The following is a 17899-nucleotide window of genomic DNA, read 5'->3' on the forward strand; positions in this document are numbered from 1 at the left end:
CCCCATCATTGACGGGAAGTCTGGATGAATCATCTGCCGATGAGATGAGTCGTTTGCAGTTGCCTAGGAGACCTTTTTGCCCGCGGAGACGAACAGCATCATGACCAGCCCGATCAAGATAATGGACACGATCCCGAGGATGCCCCAGTAGACGGCGCCGAAGATGGCGATGAGGATCGTCCAGGCTGCCTGCGACATAAAGCTGGCCGCACGGCCGGTGGTGGCGTATAGGCCGAAAATCTCGCCCTCGCGGCCGGCCGGGGTGAGGCGCATCAGCAGGGAACGGCTGGCGGATTGGGCCGGGCCGACGAAGAGACAGAGCGCGAGGCCGAAGACCCAGAACGTCGTTTTTCCGGCGTCGTGCAGCAGGAAGGTGGCCGTGCCGGCAACGACGAGCCCCACCAGCGCGGTAATGATGACGGCGCGGGGGCCGAATCGGTCATCGAAGCGCCCAGAGATAACCGTGCTTATTCCAGCCACGAGGTTGGCCGCGATGCCAAAGATAACGACCTCCAAGAATTGGAAGTCGAAAACGAGGCTGGCGATGATGGCGCCGAAGGCGAAAACCCCGGCGAGCCCATCGCGGTAGACGGCACTGGCGAGCAGAAACCAGAAGGTGGGACGGGCTTCGCGGTAGATGCGGACGATGTCTTTCACCAACACGACATAGCTACCCAAGAAGCTGACGCGCTCGCGGCCGGGGGCCGGGGCGATCTCCGGCACGTTCAGAATGAGAGGGATGGTGAACACCACGGTCCACACCGCGCAACCGACGGCGACGAGTCGGAACGGCAGCCCCTCCTCCTGTGGAAGGCCGAACCAGTCGGAAGAGTACGCGACCACAACCAGCACAAGGGCGAGAATGCCGCCGATATAGCCGAGACCCCAACCCAGCCCGCTGACCTTGCCAACGGTCTTCGGTGTGGAGACCTGCACCAGCATGGCGTTGTAGTTGACGCCGGCGATCTCGCTGAACACGCTGCCGATCGAGACGAGCGCGACACCCAGCACGAAGTATGCGGGGGATGCTTCGACAAAGAACAGCAGCGCCATCGAGACGACGACCGCGGCCGAGGCGATCAGGAGGCCCCTTTTGCGACCGCCGGACGTATCGGCACGCTGGCCGAGGATCGGCGCGATCAGCAAGATGACAAGCCCGGCGATCGTTCCGCCGAGGCCGAGGCCGCTCGCGAGTTCGGCGAGCCCGGCCTCCTTCGCCGCATCACCGTCGGGCAGCGACGCGAGGCCATCCGGGAGGAATACCTCCGTCGTCAGGTAGAGGGCGGTGAAAATGAAGGTGAGGACCACGGTGTTGAAGGGCTGGTTGGCCCAGTCCCAAAGCGCCCAGGAAATGACCTGCCTGCGGGGAATGACCTTGCCCTCTTGCAGCTCGAGCCCGACGCGGGCGAGAGCGCCGGTGGCTGCCGGGGCTGCTGCGGATCCGCCGGGGATCAGGTTCGCGTCGTGGGGGGTGGGGGTGCTCATGGACACAGAGTAGTGGCCCTGTGCAAACTCCCGGGGATGAGCCTGCACTCCAGTAGACCGACTGGTTGTGCGCTCTCGATTCGGGGTCCGGGCGTGGGCGCAACAATCCGCTCAAGTGTCAGGTTTTGTCGCCCGCCCAAAACGTGAGGTGCCACGATTTGTCTCTGCCTAGCTGAAGTGTCATGTCTCGTCGCTGGCCAGAATTTGAAGTGACACGTTTCGTCGCTGGCCAGAACTTCAAGTGTCAGGTTTCGTCGCTGGCCCGAGTTTGAAGTGTCCCGCTTCGTCGCTCCTCGTGGGTGAGGTGGCCCAATTCGTCGTACTTTTTCACGAGTTTCGACTAATCGTGGCACTTCGGCTGGAGCGCGCCTGGAACGGCCCAGGGGGAGTGAGGTGTCAGGTTTGGTCGAGCGAGTACGGCCGTGCGGCGTCGTCATCCCGCGTCGTACGGTCCGCCGCAGCGGCGCCGAACGCTGGGCCGCTGCCTGCGCCGCATCGGCGGTAAACGGCAGGTGTCGTCGGCCTCACGATTCGAAGTACAGCGGGTCAACCGAGCGCTGAGAGTGACCTCGCAATTCGACTCGGTGAAATGCTGACGATATGACGAACCAACTGAGCATCAAGGTGGAGGTAGACGGCTGGGAAGGGTCCCTGACCCCCGAGGTGGATGGCGTGTCTCTCGCCGATCTCGCCAAGTCATTTGAGGAGAGCCGCGAGTTCGACGTGGCCGGTGGCTACGGCGGCATCTTTCCGGCACTTTTTCGGTTCGGTGACCTATCCCTGTACTACCTGGGGCTTGGCGCCAGCCAGTGGCCGGCACCCGGTGAGGCGTGGCTTCTCGGGTGCAGCTGCAGGGAAGTCGGATGTTGGCCTCTCACCGCGCGCATCACCGTGACCGACGCTCTCGTTGCATGGTCTGACTTCTCGCAGGAACATCGACCCGACCGGGACTACTCCGGATTCGGCCCGTTCGAGTTCGACCGCTGGCAGTACGAATCCGCGGTCGCGGTCGCGGTGAACTCGCTGCCGGATTTGTCAAAGCGCCAACCGCAGCAGGCATGCAGGCCCAAAAAGCGCGAAGCAGCGGAGCTACCCGCGGCGCAGGAGCTGCCCGCCGCGCAGGAGCAACCCGCCGCGCAGGACTAAATCACCTCATACCAATAACTTGAGCCACTCACACTCAGCTTTCAGCTGCTGAACTTGACAGCGATTCCTCGCGCATAGAAACTTGATACAGCGAGGCTCAAGTCCTCGCTCCCCGCATTCTCGTAAGGAGTACAGCCCACATGGCTCGAGCAGTAGGAATCGACCTCGGAACCACCAACTCGGTAGTTGCCGTCCTCGAAGGTGGAGAACCCACCGTTATCGCCAACGCTGAAGGATTCCGCACCACGCCGTCGGTCGTGGCGTTCACCAAGGATGGCGAGGTGCTGGTCGGTGAGACCGCCAAGCGCCAGAACGTCACCAACGTCGACCGCACCATCACGTCCGTAAAGCGTCACGTGGGTACCAACTGGACCACCGACGTCGACGGCAAGAAGTACACGCCCCAGGAGATCTCGGCACGTATTCTCGCGAAGCTCAAGCGTGACGCCGAGCAGTACCTCGGAGAGCCCGTAACCGACGCAGTCGTTACCGTTCCCGCGTACTTCAACGACGCCGAGCGCCAGGCCACGAAGGACGCCGGTGAGATTGCCGGCCTCAACGTGCTCCGCATCATCAACGAGCCGACCGCTGCCGCTCTCGCGTACGGCCTCGACAAGGGCAAGGAAGACGAGCTCATCCTGGTCTTCGACCTCGGTGGTGGAACGTTCGACGTTTCCCTCCTGGAGGTGGGCAAGGACGACGAGTTCTCGACCATTCAGGTTCGCTCGACCGCCGGTGACAACCGCCTCGGTGGAGACGACTGGGACGCCCGCGTTGTCGACTACCTGGTCACCAAGTTCAAGGAGACCACCGGAGTCGACGTCTCCACAGACAAGATCGCCAAGCAGCGCCTCAAGGAAGCTGCCGAGCAGGCCAAGAAGGAACTCTCTTCGCAGACCAGCACCACGATCCAGCTTCCGTACCTCTCCCTCACTGAGAACGGCCCCGCCAACCTCGATGAGACCCTGACGCGTGCGAAGTTCGAGGACCTCACCAAGGACCTCCTTGAGCGCACCCGCAAGCCGTTCGAGGACGTCATCAAGGAAGCCGGAGTCAAGGTTTCCGAGGTCTCCCACGTGGTTCTCGTTGGTGGATCGACCCGTATGCCCGCCGTGCAGGAGCTCGTCAAGAAGATGACCGGCGGCAAGGAGCCCAACAAGGGCGTCAACCCGGATGAGGTCGTCGCCGTCGGCGCCGCTCTCCAGGCCGGCGTTCTGAAGGGCGAGCGCAAGGACGTTCTGCTCATCGACGTCACCCCCCTGAGCCTCGGTATCGAGACCAAGGGTGGCATCATGACCAAGCTGATCGAGCGCAACACCGCTATCCCGACCAAGCGCAGCGAGACCTTCACCACGGCCGACGACAACCAGCCGTCCGTAGCGATCCAGGTCTTCCAGGGCGAGCGCGAGTTCACCCGCGACAACAAGCCGCTCGGAACGTTCGAGCTGCAAGGCATCGCACCGGCACCCCGCGGCGTTCCGCAGGTCGAGGTCACCTTCGACATCGACGCCAACGGCATCGTCCAGGTTCACGCCCGCGACAAGGGCACCGGCAAGGAGCAGTCGATCACCATCACCGGTGGTTCCTCGCTCTCGAAGGATGACATCGAGCGCATGGTTCGCGAGGGCGAAGAGCACGCCGCCGAGGACAAGGCACGCCGCGAGGCCGCTGAGGTTCGCAACAACGCCGAGCAGCTCGCCTACTCGATCGACAAGCTGATCAAGGACAACGACGAGAAGCTGCCAGAAGACGTCAAGTCCGAGGTGCAGGCGGATGTCGACGCGCTCAAGTCCGCGCTCGCCGGAGACGACGAGGCCGCAGTGAAGACCGCGTTCGACAAGCTGACTGAGTCGCAGCAGAAGCTTGGTGCTGCCATTTACGCGAGCGAGCAGGCATCCGCTTCAGACGCACCGGCCGAGGAAACCCCGGCCGAGCCCGCCAGCGACGAGGACATCGTTGATGCCGAGGTCGTTGACGACGAGCCCGACACCAAGAAGTAGCCCATGGCAAAGGACAAGAAGAAGAGGAACTCGTCCGACGAGCCAGTCGTTCCGGCAGAGCCGCAGCCGCACTCCGAGGACGGGGATACCGCCGCAGTTGATTCTGCGGAGGACCTGATCGAGGCCGAGGGCCCCGACGTGGAGACCTCGAACGCGGAAGCGCCCGCGGGCGTCACGCCGGAAAACCCCGAGGGCACTGTGCCGGAGGGCACTGTCTCCGAGGGTTCCGTGCCGGAGGGTGCTGGTTCCGACGGTGCGTCCGCGAAGGGGGCGACTGCCGAAGGCGACGCCCCCGAGGTCATCACGCTGACCGACGAGGAGGTCAAGTTCATCGAAGAGGGTGAGAAGGACCTCGTCGCCGAGATGCGCAACGACATGCTGCGCGCCCAGGCCGAGCTGGTCAACTTCCGTACCCGCGTCGAGCGGGACCGCGTCGCCAACCGTGAAGCGGTCATCGTCGAGGTAATCCGTTCGATGCTCCCGGCAATCGATGATCTGGCCCGTGCCGAAAAGCACGGCGACCTCACCGGTGGTCCGCTGGAGCTGGTTGCCCAGAAGATCCACAGCGGCTTCGAGAAGTACGGCCTGCGCTCGGTCGGGGAAAAGGGCGAGCCCTTTGACCCGCACTTCCACGAAGCACTGGTCCAGGTTCCGTCCGCTGACGTCAAGGTCAACACCATCGCTGACGTCATTGAAACGGGCTATGCACTGGGCGACCGTCTGATCCGCGCCGCCAAGGTCGCAGTCCTCGTCCCTCAGGACTAGGGCCGCGCCATGGCAAGCCAGGACTGGTTCGACAAGGATTTCTACAAGGTCCTTGGTGTCTCGAAGGATGTCTCCGAGGCAGAACTGAAAAAGACGTATCGCAAGCTGGCGAGGCAGTATCACCCGGACTCCAACCCGGGGGACGCCAAGTCGGAATCCAAGTTCAAGGAGATCAGCGAGGCGCACTCCGTTCTCGCCGATCCTGAGACGCGTAAGGAATACGACCAGATCCGCGCAATGGGCTCCGGCGCTCGCTTCACAGCGGGCGGCGGAGGCCAGCCGGGAGGGTTCGAGGACGTGTTCGGCGGAATGTTCAACCAGGGAGCACCTCGGGGTGGTCGGGCTGGATTCCAATCCAACCCTGGCTTCGAGGACTTGCTCGGCGGCATGTTCGGCGGCGGCGGCTTCGGTCAGAGCACCGGTGGATTCCGCGGCGCGGGCGGACCCCTCAAGGGGCGCGACCTCGTCGCCAGCACCACGCTCGACTTCATCACCGCAATTCAGGGCGACACCATCAGCCTGCAGCCCTCGGGCGGTAAACCGATGAAGGTCAAGATCCCAGCCGGGGTCAGCGACGGACAGAAGATCCGACTCAAGGGCAAGGGCGAGGCGAGCATTGATGGTGGAGAAGCCGGCGACCTGGTGCTCGAAGTGAGCGTGCGCAAGCACCCGGTGTTCGAGCGTGACGGGCTGAACCTTCGGGTTGACGTACCGGTGACCTTCGTGGAGGCCACCCTCGGCGCCACCATCGAGGTTCCAACTCTCGGAGGGGATCCCGTGCGCTTGCGGGTTGCTCCCGGTACGCCCAGTGGCCGGATCCTGCGGGTCAAGGGTCGCGGCGTCAGCACTCCCAAGGGCACGGGCGACCTGCTCGCGAACGTGCAGGTTGCTGTTCCCAGCCACCTGCCCGCGGACGCGCGCACCGCTCTCGAGGCGTTCGCCGCCGCGATGCCCGACGAGAACCCTCGCACCGAAATGATCAGCAGAGCGAACCTGTAATGGAACGCACCGCACGGGAACGCCTGTAATGGATGAGTACGCGCCGGTGTTCGCCATCGCCATGGCGGCCGAATTGGCTGGGATGCACCCGCAGACCCTCCGCCAGTACGACCGCCTTGGCCTGGTGAGCCCGACGCGTACCGCCGGCAAGTCCCGTCGATATTCGATGCGGGATGTCGCTCAGCTGCGAGAGATTGCCCGGCTCAGCGCTGAGGGTCTCAACCTAGAAGGCATCCGCCGCATCGTCGAGCTCGAGAACCAGGTTGCCTACCTCGCCGACCGGGTTCGGGGGCTCGAATCCGCGCTCGCTGACGAAATGCTCAACCGTCCGGGACGCCGCGTATTCGCCGCTGGCAGCGCGGGCGACGTCATCTCCCTCAAGGCCGGAACCCGGCTGCGCCGCAACACCGCGGTCGTCGTCTGGCGTCCGCTTGCCCGGGGCGCCGTGCCCGTCGACGACACCGATACGGACTAGCTCGGCGAATGAGTTGGCTGGTCGGGTCGACGACACCGATACGGATTGGCTCAGCGAACGGATTCGCTCGGCGAACGGATTGGCTGGTCGAGTCGGCCCTCTCGTTGAATCGGACTGGCCTCGTGGCGCAGAGGTGCGATCCTTGACTAATGCCCTCCGAGCCTGATTCCACTCCCGACCTCGACCTGCGCCGGTTTCCGGACGTCGAGGCCGACAACCTCTTCGCCACCGACGCGGCCGACCGCCTGCTGCTCGATGAGGCAGCCTCCGCCCTGCAGGAAGCTCAGCCCGGCGAGGTTGTCATCATCGGCGACAGCTACGGCGCCCTCACGCTCGGCGCCATCTCGCGCTTCGGTGCAGCCGCCGTGCGCGTGCATCAGGATCGTGTCACCGGCGAGCACGCACTCGACTACAACGCAGAAGACCTCGGTATCGAGGGCTACAGCCACCACACGCTCGACGCCGAGCTTGTTGCGGGCGCCCGGATCATCCTCCTCCGCCTGCCCCGCGGCCTCGACGCACTCGAGGAAATCGCGGCACTGATCGCGGCGAATGCGGCGGACGACGTTGTGGTCTTCGCTGGCAACCGCATCAAGCACCTCACTCCCGCGATGAACGATGTGCTGAAGAAGTACTTCGGCCGCCTGGACATCTCGCACGCCCGCCAGAAGGCACGCGTGCTGATCGCGCGGGAGCCCGTGCGTCCGGCCGCCGCGGCATCCGCCTCTCCCGTTGAATCGCTTGCCGACGCATTCCCGCGACGGGAGTTCAACAGCGACCTCGGCATCTGGGTGTGCGCCCACGGCGGGGCGTTCGCTGGCACCAAGCTCGACATCGGCACGCGGTTTTTGCTGGAGGTGACCGAGCAGATGCTTCCCGAGGCGCGTACCGCGATCGACCTCGGCTCCGGAACGGGCATTCTTGCGACCATGCTCGCGAAGCAACGACCCGAGCTGCAGATCATTGCGACGGACCAGTCATGGGCGGCTGTGACATCCACCATTGCAACGGCGGAAGCCAACGGCGTCGCCGACCGTATCACCGTGGTGCGCGACAACGGGCTGTACCAGCAGGCCGATGGCAGTGCCGATCTGATCCTGCTGAATCCGCCGTTCCACATCGAGGGAACCGTGCACCTGGGCGAGGCGCTGAAGTTGTTCGAGGAGGCCGGGCGAGTGCTTCGCGTCGGTGGCGAGCTGTGGACCGTGTTCAACTCGCACCTCGGCTACCGCAGCACGCTGTCGCGCGTGGTCGGTCCCACCCGCCAGGTTGCCCGCAACGCGAAGTTCAGCGTGATGGTGTCGACGCGCGAGTAGCGTTCGGCGCTTGCGTCAGAACTGGGGCGTTGCGTTCTGCGCTGGACCGGGTTGACTGGGGCTGTAACCGCTCTCGCCACCAGTTGTTGCCGTGGGCTCGCGTCACCAGTTCGCGCCGCCGGCGCCAACCAGAAGGGACCAGCATGCTTAGTCCGCTCAATGCTTCCGGTTGGGCCATCTCCGCGGTCGGGGCGCTGGTGAATCGACTCCGCGGCGGGCGGGACTTGCCGCCCGACCCATTCGGGCTTCCGCCGGTGCCGCCGTCGCCCGAAGTTGATCGAACCCGCCGCGAGATCGAGAACACCACGCCCCGGAACTTCGGCATCGGCTAGTTCTCTACGCGCCGAGCGGCCAGTCGTCGATAGAGCGCTTCGCCGAGCGGCCAGCTGTCGACAAGGCGCTGCGCCGAGCGGCCAGTCGTGGGCGAAAAATCGCAAAAGGCGCGACGGGACTGTCCGGTGGACGGGCGAGAACTCCCGCTGCGGTCGGCAACTGTCCTGTCGGCGTTCTGGACTCTGACTCCCGCTCCCGCGTGCACAGTGCGGCTTCGGAGCGATAACCGTGTCGGGTGGCGTCAGAATCGACCGGGTCGACCGCGCGCGAGTGCCGGGTCGACCGCGCGAGTGCCGGGTCGACCGCCCGAGACCACTGCGAACTCGCCCTCGTCGCCACGAACTCCCGATTCGCTGTGCTCGCACCCTGCACCGCGGACCGGACTCGTAGTAAACTTGAGCCTGTCCAACTCAACTTTGCACGACACTGCGCTACGGGGCATCCGCTCGAAGATCTCCCGGTCGGGCATCCGTGGGATATGCCACCTGGATCACCCAGCGCAGTGCACACAGCAGAACGCAACATGCAAGGAAGCGCGCACAATGGCCAACATGCAAGGTGCTCCCGCCTCGGGTGAGGAGCAGAAGACCGCCCTCGAACGGTACGGCGTCAATCTCACCGACATCGCCCGCAGCGGCAAGCTCGACCCCGTCATCGGTCGCGATGCCGAGATCCGTCGGGTCAGCCAGGTGCTCACCCGCCGCACCAAGAACAATCCCGTGCTCATCGGCGAACCCGGCGTCGGAAAAACTGCCGTGGTCGAGGGGCTTGCCCAGCGCATTGTGGCGGGGGATGTCGCGGACTCACTCAAGGGCAAACAACTCGTCGCGCTCGACCTGGCTGCGCTCGTCGCCGGGGCGAAGTACCGCGGCGAGTTCGAGGAACGCCTCAAGGCAGTACTGAAGGAGATCAACGACGCCAACGGTGAGATCATCACCTTCGTTGACGAACTGCACACCCTGATGGGTGCCGGGGGCGGGGAAGGTTCCGTCGCGGCATCCAACATGCTCAAGCCCATGCTGGCCCGGGGAGAGCTGCGCCTGATCGGGGCGACCACGCTCGACGAGTATCGCCAGTACATCGAGAAGGATGCCGCTCTCGAGCGACGGTTCCAGCAGGTGTTCGTCGGGGAGCCGTCGGTGGAAGACACGATTGCGATCCTCCGTGGGCTCAAGGGTCGTTATGAGGCGCACCACCAGATCACGATCGAGGACGGCGCGCTCGTTGCCGCTGCGGCGCTGTCCAACCGCTACATCACCGGCCGCAAGCTCCCGGACAAGGCCATCGACTTGATCGATGAGGCCGCGTCTCGCCTGCGGATGGAGATCGACTCTTCACCCGTCGAGATCGACCAGCTCCGCCGTTCCGTCGATCGGCTCAAGCTGGAGGAACTCGCTCTCAAGCGCGAGAAAGATGATGCGTCCAAGGCGCGCCTCGCGACCCTCCGCGACGACCTGGCCAACAAGAGCACCGAGCTTGCCGGCCTTCAGGAGCGCTGGGAGAAGGAACGCGCCTCCATCAACAAGGTCGGTGAACTGAAGAAGCGACTCGACAATCTCGAGATGGAGGCCGAGCGGGCCCAGCGCGAGGGCAATCTCGAGAAGGCATCGCGGTTGCTGTACGGGCAGATTCCGGACGTGAAGCGCGCGCTGGCCGAGGCCGAAAGCGCCGAGCCCTTCGAGGGGGTGCGGATGGTGAGCGAGCAGGTCACCGGTGAGGACATCGCCGAGGTGATCGCCGCGTGGACCGGAATTCCGGTGGGCCGGCTCCTGGCGGGCGAAACGGAGAAGCTGCTGAACCTCGAGGGCGAGCTCGGTCGCCGCCTCATCGGGCAGAAAACGGCGGTGCGCGCGGTCAGCGAGGCCGTTCGGCGCACGCGCGCGGGCATCTCCGACCCCGATCGTCCGACCGGATCGTTTATGTTCCTCGGACCGACCGGCGTGGGCAAGACCGAGCTGGCGAAGGCGCTCGCCGAGTACCTGTTCGATGACGAGAAGGCCCTGGTTCGCATCGACATGAGCGAATACGGCGAGAAGTTCAGCGTCTCGCGTCTCGTCGGAGCGCCCCCCGGCTACGTCGGATACGAGCAGGGCGGCCAGCTGACCGAGGCCGTGCGGCGGCGTCCCTACTCGGTCATCCTCCTTGACGAGGTCGAGAAGGCGCACCCCGAGGTCTTCGATGTTCTCTTGCAGGTGTTGGATGATGGGCGGCTGACCGATGGCCAGGGTCGCACGGTCGACTTCCGAAACACGATCCTGGTGATGACGTCGAACCTCGGTAGCCAGTACCTCGTCGACCCAGACCTCACCTGGGAGCAGAAGAACGAGGCCGTGCAACTGCTCGTGCGCCAGGCGTTCAAGCCCGAGTTCGTCAACCGGCTCGACGACATCGTGGTGTTTTCGCCGCTGAGCGCCGAGGATCTTGCCCAGATCGTGTCGCTGTACGTCGACCGGCTCGGCCGCCGTCTCACCGACCGTCGACTGACGCTCGCGGTGACTCCTGACGCGCGCAGCTGGCTGGCCGAGCGTGGCTACGACCCGATCTATGGCGCGCGGCCGCTGCGTCGCCTGATGCAGCGCGAGATCGACGACAAGCTGGCCCGTGGCCTGCTGGGCGGGGAGATCCGCGACGGCGACGTCGTGCGGGTCGACCTCGACGTCTTCGGTGAGGCGCTCACGGTCGAGCGAAGCGACGTGCCGGTCGCCTGACCGACTGCGGGGCGGCTGGATTCACGTCCGGCCGCCCCGCGCCCGAGGACTGCGAGACGGGCGCGATGCGGAGCACGTCGCCGAGGATGGACGGAAAGGCAGCGGGCCGGTTGTCGCCTTCTCGCGCCGAGTCGGCGACGCAGCTGCCTGTGACAAAGGTGTGTCCCGGTTCCCTTACCTGCGAGGACGGAATCCCGCGTTCTGGGGGTTGACGATCCAGCCCAGTCCGGGGTATTTTTCGCGCCCTTAAAGTAGCCCCAGCCCGATACACCGTCAACCCCTAGCGGTCTCGCGACGGTACCGCGCTCAATAGAACGTCAGCGCAGACGAGTACGGCGCGGTGGATGGCCTAGCCCCCCAGCTCGCTTTGACAACCAAAAACTCTCGAGGCGCGGTGGATGTCGCGGTGCCTCGAGTGCACAAGGGTGCGAAACGGTCGCACCTCCTGAAACAACAAAAAACGGACGCAGAGAAGGACAAAGATGTCTAACAGTTACCCACCAGTGCCTCCGGCCGGCGCCACGCCGGGAACCCCAGCCTCCGCAGGAACCTCGCCGCCGGTCGTCTTCGACTCCGGATCGGGCGCGAGCGCGGGCGTCGGCTCGGGCTTCGGGTCCGGCTCGAGTTCTGATTCGGGCACGGGCGCGAAGGCCAAGGAGCAGGCGTCTCACGTTGCGGGAGACGCCAAGGAAGCCACCCAGCAGGTCGCGGGAACCGCGAAGGAGGAGGCGAGCAAGGTCGCCGGCGAGGTGAAGACGCAGGCGAAGGACCTCTTCAAGCAGACCTCCAGCGAGCTGAAGGAACAGGCGGGTGCCCAGCAGCAACGCGCTGCCGCAGGCCTCCATACCCTCAGCGACGAGCTCAAGTCGATGGCTGACAACTCCGACGGCGGCGGAGTGGCCGCTGACCTCGTGCAGCAGGTCGCCAGCCGCGCCAGCGGCGTGGCGTCCTGGCTGGAGGACCGCGACCCGGGCACGCTACTCGACGATGTGCGGGACTTCGCGCGCCGCAAGCCCGGAACCTTTATCGGTCTCGCCGCTGTAGCGGGAGTCCTCGCGGGGCGCCTCACTCGGTCCCTGGTGTCTGGCGGCGACGATGATGATTCGGACGCGGCATCCGCCCCATCGACGTCTACGTCATCCACCGCGCGCCGCGCCACGTCCCCGGCGACCCATGTTGCCGCCCCGCCCGTCAGTGGAACGCCGCCGACGGTGACCGGGGTCGGCGGTGATGCCGGCTTCGTGGCCGGGCGTCCGCTCGGTTCCGATCCGCTGGGCACCGACCCGCTGGGCACCAACCCGCTCGGGACGGACCCCCTCCGTGGGGAGCGTCGACCGTGACCGACGCGCCCACTCCGTCCGAGGATAAGGCGGCGCGGACATCCCTCGGAGAGCTCCTTGCGGAGGTGACCCGCGACCTCTCGACCCTGATGCGCCAGGAAATTGCTCTTGCACGGGCCGAGTTGACCGAGTCGGCCAAGCGCGCGGGTAAAGGCGCCGGGCTGTTGGGCGGTGCGGGCTACGCGGGCTTTATGGCCGTGCTGTTCCTGTCCATTGCCCTGTGGTGGGGGCTCGGGCATCTGATTGACAACGGCTGGTCCGCCGTCGTGGTGGCCGCAATCTGGGGCTTGATCGCTCTCGTGCTGTACCTCCGGGGCAAGAAGGAAATGAAGACGGTCCAGGGTGCGCCCCAGACCGTGGACTCGCTGAAGAAGATCCCTGAAACGTTGAAAAAGAATGAGGAAAACCGATGAGCGACAACCCCGACCAGATCCGCGCCGACATTGAGCGTACCCGCAACGAACTCGGCAGCGATGTCGACGCGTTGGCCGACAAGGTGACCCCGTCGAAGATTGTGGATCGCGAGAAGGCAAAAGTGAAGAACGCGTTTGGCTCTGCCAAGGACCGCGTGATGGGTGTGGTGTCCGATGTACAGGATTCCGCATCATCCGGCCTCGATGGGGTTACCGGCGCACCCGGCAAGGCGGTCGACCAGGCAAAGGGCAACCCGCTCGCGGTCGGGCTGATCGCGTTCGGTGTTGGCTTACTCGTCGCCTCGCTGATTCCGGCCAGTGACAAGGAGAAGGAGCTGGCCGCGTCAGCGAAGGAGGCTGCCGAACCACTGCTCCACGAGGCGACAGATGCCGCGAAGGAGGTCGCGGAGAATTTGCGTGGCCCGGCGACGGATGCTGCGGAAAGCGTTAAGGGTGTCGCGACCGACGCGGTGGACGCCGTGAAGTCGGAGACCGCATCAGCCAAGGACGATGTGACCCAGTCCGCGACCGAGGCGAAAGACCGGGTCGCGGGCAACTGATCGCGGGCTCTGTGAGTTGCGCGTGCTCGCCGAGCGCTCAGCGGGCGGCGACGATCTCGGCGATCCGGCCGGGAACCGTCGAGTCCTGCAGGCTGGTGGAGTCTCCGAGCGGGCGACCGTCGACGATGTCGCGGAGCAGTCGCCGCATGATCTTGCCCGAGCGGGTCTTGGGCAGGTCAGGCACGACGACGATCTCGCGGGGCTTGGCGATCGGGCCGATCTGGTGGGTGATGTGCGCGCGGAGGATCGCTGCGATGTCTTCACCCTCCCCGAGCGGCCGGGACAGTACAACGAAGGCCGCGATCGCCTCGCCCGTGGTGGCGTCGTTTGCTCCGGTAACTCCGGCCTCGCCGACCAGCGGGTGCGCGACGAGTGACGACTCGATCTCGATGGTCGACAGCCGGTGTCCGGACACGTTGATCACGTCATCCACCCGTCCGAGCACCCAGATGTCGCCCTCGGCATCCGCCTTGGCGCCGTCGCCCGAGAAGAAGTAGCCGCGGTCGGCGAAGCGCGCCCAGTACGAGTCGAGGAACCGCTGCGGGTTGCCCCAGACCGTACGGGCCATCGACGGCCACGTTCCGTCGATGATCAGGTAGCCCCCGGCGCCTGGCGGAACGTCCTCGCCGAGGTCGTCGACGACCCGGGTGACGAGCCCGGGAAGTGCGCGACTTGCCGAGCCGGGCTTCAGGGTCGTGACTCCCGGCAGTGGAGCCATGATCGCCGAACCCGTCTCCGACTGCCACCAGGTGTCGACGATCGGTGCCGAGTCTGCACCCACGTTCTCCCGGAACCAGACCCAGGCCTCCGGGTTGATCGACTCGCCGACGGTGCCCAGCAGCCGGATACTCGACAGGTCGTGCTCGCTGGGCAGCCCGTCGGGGAACCAGGTCATGAAGGTGCGGATCAGCGTTGGGGCGGTGTAATACGTGGTCACCCCGTACTTCTCGATGATCTCGAAATGCCGCGCGGGATGCGGGGTGTCCGGCGTTCCCTCGTAGATGACCTGGGTCGTTGCGTTGGACAGGGGGCCGTAGAGCACGTAGGTGTGCGCGGTGACCCAGGCGAGGTCCGCGGTGCACCAGTGCACATCATCCGCCTTCGCATCAAAAGACGCCCAGTGGGTCCACGATGCCTGGGTCAGGTAGCCGCCGCTCGTGTGCACGAGTCCCTTCGGCTTTCCCGTGGTGCCCGAGGTGTAGACGATGAAGAGCGGATGCTCCGAGTCGAAGTATTGCGGATCGTGCACAGCCGGCTGTCGGTCGACCACGTCGTGCCACCAGACATCGCGTCCGTCGGTCCACGGGACATCCGTTTCGCCCGTGCGACGCACCACGAGCACGTGCTCTATGGTCGGCTGGTCGGCAACCGCAGCGTCGGACTGTGCCTTGACGGCGACGGCCTTGCCGCGGCGGAACTGCCCGTCTGAGGTCACGAGCAGTTTCGCGCCCGTATCTTCGACCCGGAACCTCAGGGCCTCGGCGCTGAACCCGCCGAACACGAGGGAGTGCACCGCGCCGATGCGGGCGATGGCAAGGGTGATGATGACGGTCTCCGGGATCACGGGGAGGTACACCACCACGCGGTCACCGGCGACGATGCCGAGTTCGGTCAGGGCGTGGGCGGCCCGGCTGACCTCGCGCTGCAGGTCGGCGAAAGTGAGCGTGCGGGTATCGCCGGCCTCGCCCTCGAAGTGATAGGCGACCTTGTCACCGAGGCCCGCGTCGACGTGACGGTCGACGCAGTTCACTGCCACGTTGAGCCTGCCGCCGACAAACCACTCGGCCTTCGGCGGACGAAGCGTGCCATCCGTGCCAAGCGCCGGCTGCCAGGTGTGGTCGGTGTGCCACGGTTCTGCCCAGTCGAGTCGTGCTGCCTGCTGCGCCCAGAACGCCACCGGGTCGAGCGCGGCCTGCGCCCAGGTCTCTGCGCCGACGTTGGCTGCCTGCGCGATCGCCGCCGGTGCGGGATAGCGCCGGGTTTCCACGAGCAGCTCCGAGATGGGCGCTGTGCTGGCGGGTGTTGTGTTTGCTGGCGTGGTGGATGTCACTGTCCCACGCTACGAGCAGTGCAGCTGATCGCGGAGCGACGAGCGTCACGCAAGGTCACACGCGGCGCACAGATCCTGCGGAATACACTCGATGGATGCTTGCAACAGTTATTTACGGCGAACGCGACGTGCGTATCGAAGAAGTATCCGACCCGATCCTGACCGCCGGAACCAACAGCGGTGGCGATGCCATCGTGCGCGTTGTTGCCGCCTGCGTCTGCGGCTCCGACCTCTGGTCGTACCGCGGCGTGGCCGAGGTTGCCGAGCCCAAACGCATCGGACACGAGTTCATCGGCATCGTCGAAGCAGTCGGGTCGGACGTGTCGAAGATCAAGGTCGGTGACTTTGTGATTGCGCCGTTCTATGTCTGCGACATGACCTGCGCGAACTGTCTCAACGGCGTCAGCACTTCGTGCCTGCACGGCGGCTGGTGGGGGGCCGACGACCGCAACGGCGACTTCGCCGACGGCGCCCAGGGGGAACGGGTGCGCGTGCCTCACGCCGACGGCACCCTCGTCGCGACGCCCGGCCAGCCGGATCCGTCGTTGATCCCCAGCCTGCTGACCCTTGCAGACGTGATGGGAACCGGACACCATGCGGCGGTGTCTGCCGGCGTCACGACAGGAAGCACCGTCGTGGTTGTGGGGGATGGGGCCGTGGGACTCTGCGGGATTCTCGCCGCCAAGCGGCTCGGGGCATCGCGCATCGTTGCCATGTCGCGTCACAGCGACCGGCAGGCGATTGCGCTGCAGTTCGGAGCGACGGACATCGTGGAAGAGCGCGGCGACGCGGGTGTCGAGCGCATCAAGGAAATGTTTGACGGCATCGGCGCGGATTGCGTGCTCGAGTGTGTCGGCACCGAGGAATCGATGGACCAGGCGATCCGCTCGACCCGCCCCGGCGGAACCGTTGGCTATGTCGGCGTACCGAATGGCGGCCCGGTGCTGCCGATCCGTGACCTGTTCGGCTCGAACGTCGGCGTGAACGGTGGAGTCGCGCCCGTGCGCAACTACATCGAGGAGTTGCTGCCCGAGGTGCTCTCCGGAGCTATCAACCCGGGGCTCGTGTTCGACCTCGAGCTGCCCCTCGCCGAGGTCGCGGAAGCCTATGCCGCCATGGACGAACGACGCGCCACCAAGGTGCTGCTGCGGCCGTAGCTGCGAGGGCGGCTCACAGCACGATCAGCGCGCGAGTTCCTCGGTGACGATGGCGACAAAGGAGTCGACGTCGTCTTCGGTGGTGTCGAACGCAGTCATCCACCTCACCTCGCCCGACGCACGATCCCAGTCGTAGAAACGCACCCGTCCCCGGATGCGATCCGCGGCATCGTTACTGATCACCGCGTAGACCGAGTTGGCCTGGGTCGGCTGGCTGAACGTGAGCCCTGTGATCGATCCGTCGGCGATCGCCCGCTCGAGTGCGCCGCGCAGACGAGCGGCCATTGCGTTGGCGTGGGTCGCCGCGCGCAGGTAGAGGTCGTCGGTGAGCAGCGCGATGAGTTGCGCGCTGACGAAACGCATCTTGGAACTGAGCTGCATGTTGAGCTTGCGCAGGTAGGGGAGGCCCTCGCTCACGGCCGGGTTCAGAACCAGGATTGCCTCTCCGAAGATGAGCCCGTTCTTCGTGCCGCCGAAGCTCAGGATGTCGACGCCGGCGTCAGTGGTGAACTCGCGCATGGGCACGCCGAGTGCGGCTGCCGCGTTCGAGATCCGGGCGCCGTCCATGTGGAGCGCCATGCCGCGTGCGTGGGCGTGGTCGGCGATCGCGCGGATCTCGTCCACCGAATACACCGTCCCCACCTCGGTCGGCTGGGTAATGCTCACCGCGAGCGGTTGGGTGCGGTGCTCGTCGCCCCACCCCCAGGCCTCCTGGTCAACGAGTTCGGGAGTCAGCTTGCCGTCCGGGGTGTGGACCGTGAGCAACTTCAGCCCACTGACACGCTCGGGTGCTCCGCCCTCGTCGGTGTGGATATGAGCAACGGATGTCGCAATTACCGCACCCCAGCGGGGCAGCACACTGGTGAGGGCGGTGACGTTGGCGCCCGTGCCGTTGAACACCGGGAACACCTCGGTTTCTGCACCGAACAACTCCCGCATGACCTCCTGCAGTCGCGCCGTGTAGACGTCGCCGCCGTACGCAACCTGGTGCCCGCCGTTTGCCTCCGCCAGCGCTTCAAGCACCTCGGGATGGGTGCCCGCGTAGTTGTCGCTGGCGAACTGGCGGTCGTTGGCGTTATGAAGTTTCACCTCCACATTCTTGCTCACTCGCGTGTCCTCACTTGGCAGTCCTCACTTGCCCTTCCTCACCTG

15 protein-coding genes are annotated in these 17899 nt (G+C 65.5%); 12 read left to right on the plus strand and 3 right to left on the minus strand.

Annotation, left to right across the window (positions count from 1 at the left end):
• Positions 1-63 precede the first annotated feature (63 nt).
• The gene (locus B0I08_RS10885; RefSeq protein ID WP_106212711.1) at positions 64-1485 is read right to left on the minus strand and encodes an MFS transporter; all 1422 of its coding nucleotides are present in this window, start codon (positions 1483-1485) and stop codon (positions 64-66) included.
• Between the two features lie 600 nt (positions 1486-2085).
• Here B0I08_RS10885 and B0I08_RS10890 point away from each other — a divergent pair.
• The 11 genes from B0I08_RS10890 (at position 2086) to B0I08_RS10940 (ending at position 13540) form a co-directional block, all read left to right on the plus strand.
• The gene (locus B0I08_RS10890; RefSeq protein ID WP_106212713.1) at positions 2086-2631 is read left to right on the plus strand and encodes a hypothetical protein; all 546 of its coding nucleotides are present in this window, start codon (positions 2086-2088) and stop codon (positions 2629-2631) included.
• 140 nt (positions 2632-2771) lie between these two features.
• Positions 2772-4631, plus strand: coding sequence for a molecular chaperone DnaK (gene dnaK, locus B0I08_RS10895; RefSeq protein ID WP_106212715.1), 1860 nt, complete (start codon positions 2772-2774; stop codon positions 4629-4631).
• 3 nt (positions 4632-4634) lie between these two features.
• Positions 4635-5396, plus strand: coding sequence for a nucleotide exchange factor GrpE (locus tag B0I08_RS18055; RefSeq protein WP_245884755.1), 762 nt, complete (start codon positions 4635-4637; stop codon positions 5394-5396).
• 9 nt (positions 5397-5405) lie between these two features.
• Entirely contained in the window at positions 5406-6395 is a 990-nt protein-coding gene (locus B0I08_RS10905) for a DnaJ C-terminal domain-containing protein (RefSeq protein ID WP_106212717.1), read from the plus strand.
• Between the two features lie 28 nt (positions 6396-6423).
• The gene (locus B0I08_RS10910) at positions 6424-6870 is read left to right on the plus strand and encodes a heat shock protein transcriptional repressor HspR (RefSeq protein ID WP_106212719.1); all 447 of its coding nucleotides are present in this window, start codon (positions 6424-6426) and stop codon (positions 6868-6870) included.
• A 149-nt stretch (positions 6871-7019) separates the two neighbouring features.
• Positions 7020-8186, plus strand: a complete 1167-nt coding sequence (locus B0I08_RS10915) for a class I SAM-dependent methyltransferase (RefSeq protein WP_106212721.1) — start codon at positions 7020-7022, stop codon at positions 8184-8186.
• A 143-nt stretch (positions 8187-8329) separates the two neighbouring features.
• Complete coding sequence (locus tag B0I08_RS10920; protein ID WP_106212723.1) at positions 8330-8518, plus strand: hypothetical protein; 189 nt, start codon at positions 8330-8332, stop codon at positions 8516-8518.
• A 543-nt stretch (positions 8519-9061) separates the two neighbouring features.
• The gene (locus B0I08_RS10925; protein ID WP_106212725.1) at positions 9062-11227 is read left to right on the plus strand and encodes an ATP-dependent Clp protease ATP-binding subunit; all 2166 of its coding nucleotides are present in this window, start codon (positions 9062-9064) and stop codon (positions 11225-11227) included.
• Between the two features lie 482 nt (positions 11228-11709).
• On the plus strand, positions 11710-12567 hold the full coding sequence (locus B0I08_RS10930; protein ID WP_146134390.1) for a hypothetical protein: 858 nt from the start codon (positions 11710-11712) through the stop codon (positions 12565-12567).
• Positions 12564-12980 carry a phage holin family protein gene (locus tag B0I08_RS10935; protein ID WP_106212729.1) on the plus strand — a complete coding sequence of 139 codons (417 nt, stop codon included), beginning with the start codon at positions 12564-12566 and terminating at the stop codon, positions 12978-12980. Before B0I08_RS10930 ends, B0I08_RS10935 begins: the two co-directional genes overlap by 4 nt.
• Positions 12977-13540: a DUF3618 domain-containing protein gene (locus B0I08_RS10940; RefSeq protein ID WP_106212731.1), complete on the plus strand. Its 564-nt coding sequence runs from the start codon at positions 12977-12979 to the stop codon at positions 13538-13540. Before B0I08_RS10935 ends, B0I08_RS10940 begins: the two co-directional genes overlap by 4 nt.
• A gap of 37 nt (positions 13541-13577) precedes the next feature.
• Here B0I08_RS10940 and acs read toward each other — a convergent pair whose 3' ends face one another.
• Positions 13578-15590, minus strand: coding sequence for an acetate--CoA ligase (acs, locus tag B0I08_RS10945; RefSeq protein ID WP_106212733.1), 2013 nt, complete (start codon positions 15588-15590; stop codon positions 13578-13580).
• Between the two features lie 95 nt (positions 15591-15685).
• Between acs and B0I08_RS10950 the strand changes: the two genes are divergently transcribed.
• The gene (locus tag B0I08_RS10950) at positions 15686-16747 is read left to right on the plus strand and encodes a zinc-dependent alcohol dehydrogenase family protein (RefSeq protein WP_106212735.1); all 1062 of its coding nucleotides are present in this window, start codon (positions 15686-15688) and stop codon (positions 16745-16747) included.
• Between the two features lie 24 nt (positions 16748-16771).
• Here the strand turns inward: B0I08_RS10950 and B0I08_RS10955 are convergent, their stop codons facing one another.
• The gene (locus B0I08_RS10955) at positions 16772-17836 is read right to left on the minus strand and encodes a threonine aldolase family protein (RefSeq protein ID WP_425432995.1); all 1065 of its coding nucleotides are present in this window, start codon (positions 17834-17836) and stop codon (positions 16772-16774) included.
• Positions 17837-17899 lie beyond the last annotated feature (63 nt).

It is taken from the genome of Glaciihabitans tibetensis (assembly GCF_003003265.1).
Lineage (GTDB): Bacteria > Actinomycetota > Actinomycetes > Actinomycetales > Microbacteriaceae > Glaciihabitans > Glaciihabitans tibetensis.

Excerpts from the sequence above, each read along its gene's own strand:
- B0I08_RS10885 (WP_106212711.1), bottom strand. The coding sequence starts at position 1,485 with ATGAGCACCCCCACCCCCCACGACGCGAACCTGATCCCCGGCGGATCC.
- B0I08_RS10890 (WP_106212713.1), top strand. The coding sequence starts at position 2,086 with ATGACGAACCAACTGAGCATCAAGGTGGAGGTAGACGGCTGGGAAGGG.
- dnaK (WP_106212715.1), top strand. The coding sequence starts at position 2,772 with ATGGCTCGAGCAGTAGGAATCGACCTCGGAACCACCAACTCGGTAGTT.
- B0I08_RS18055 (WP_245884755.1), top strand. The coding sequence starts at position 4,635 with ATGGCAAAGGACAAGAAGAAGAGGAACTCGTCCGACGAGCCAGTCGTT.
- B0I08_RS10905 (WP_106212717.1), top strand. The coding sequence starts at position 5,406 with ATGGCAAGCCAGGACTGGTTCGACAAGGATTTCTACAAGGTCCTTGGT.
- B0I08_RS10910 (WP_106212719.1), top strand. The coding sequence starts at position 6,424 with ATGGATGAGTACGCGCCGGTGTTCGCCATCGCCATGGCGGCCGAATTG.
- B0I08_RS10915 (WP_106212721.1), top strand. The coding sequence starts at position 7,020 with ATGCCCTCCGAGCCTGATTCCACTCCCGACCTCGACCTGCGCCGGTTT.
- B0I08_RS10920 (WP_106212723.1), top strand. The coding sequence starts at position 8,330 with ATGCTTAGTCCGCTCAATGCTTCCGGTTGGGCCATCTCCGCGGTCGGG.
- B0I08_RS10925 (WP_106212725.1), top strand. The coding sequence starts at position 9,062 with ATGGCCAACATGCAAGGTGCTCCCGCCTCGGGTGAGGAGCAGAAGACC.
- B0I08_RS10930 (WP_146134390.1), top strand. The coding sequence starts at position 11,710 with ATGTCTAACAGTTACCCACCAGTGCCTCCGGCCGGCGCCACGCCGGGA.
- B0I08_RS10940 (WP_106212731.1), top strand. The coding sequence starts at position 12,977 with ATGAGCGACAACCCCGACCAGATCCGCGCCGACATTGAGCGTACCCGC.
- B0I08_RS10950 (WP_106212735.1), top strand. The coding sequence starts at position 15,686 with ATGCTTGCAACAGTTATTTACGGCGAACGCGACGTGCGTATCGAAGAA.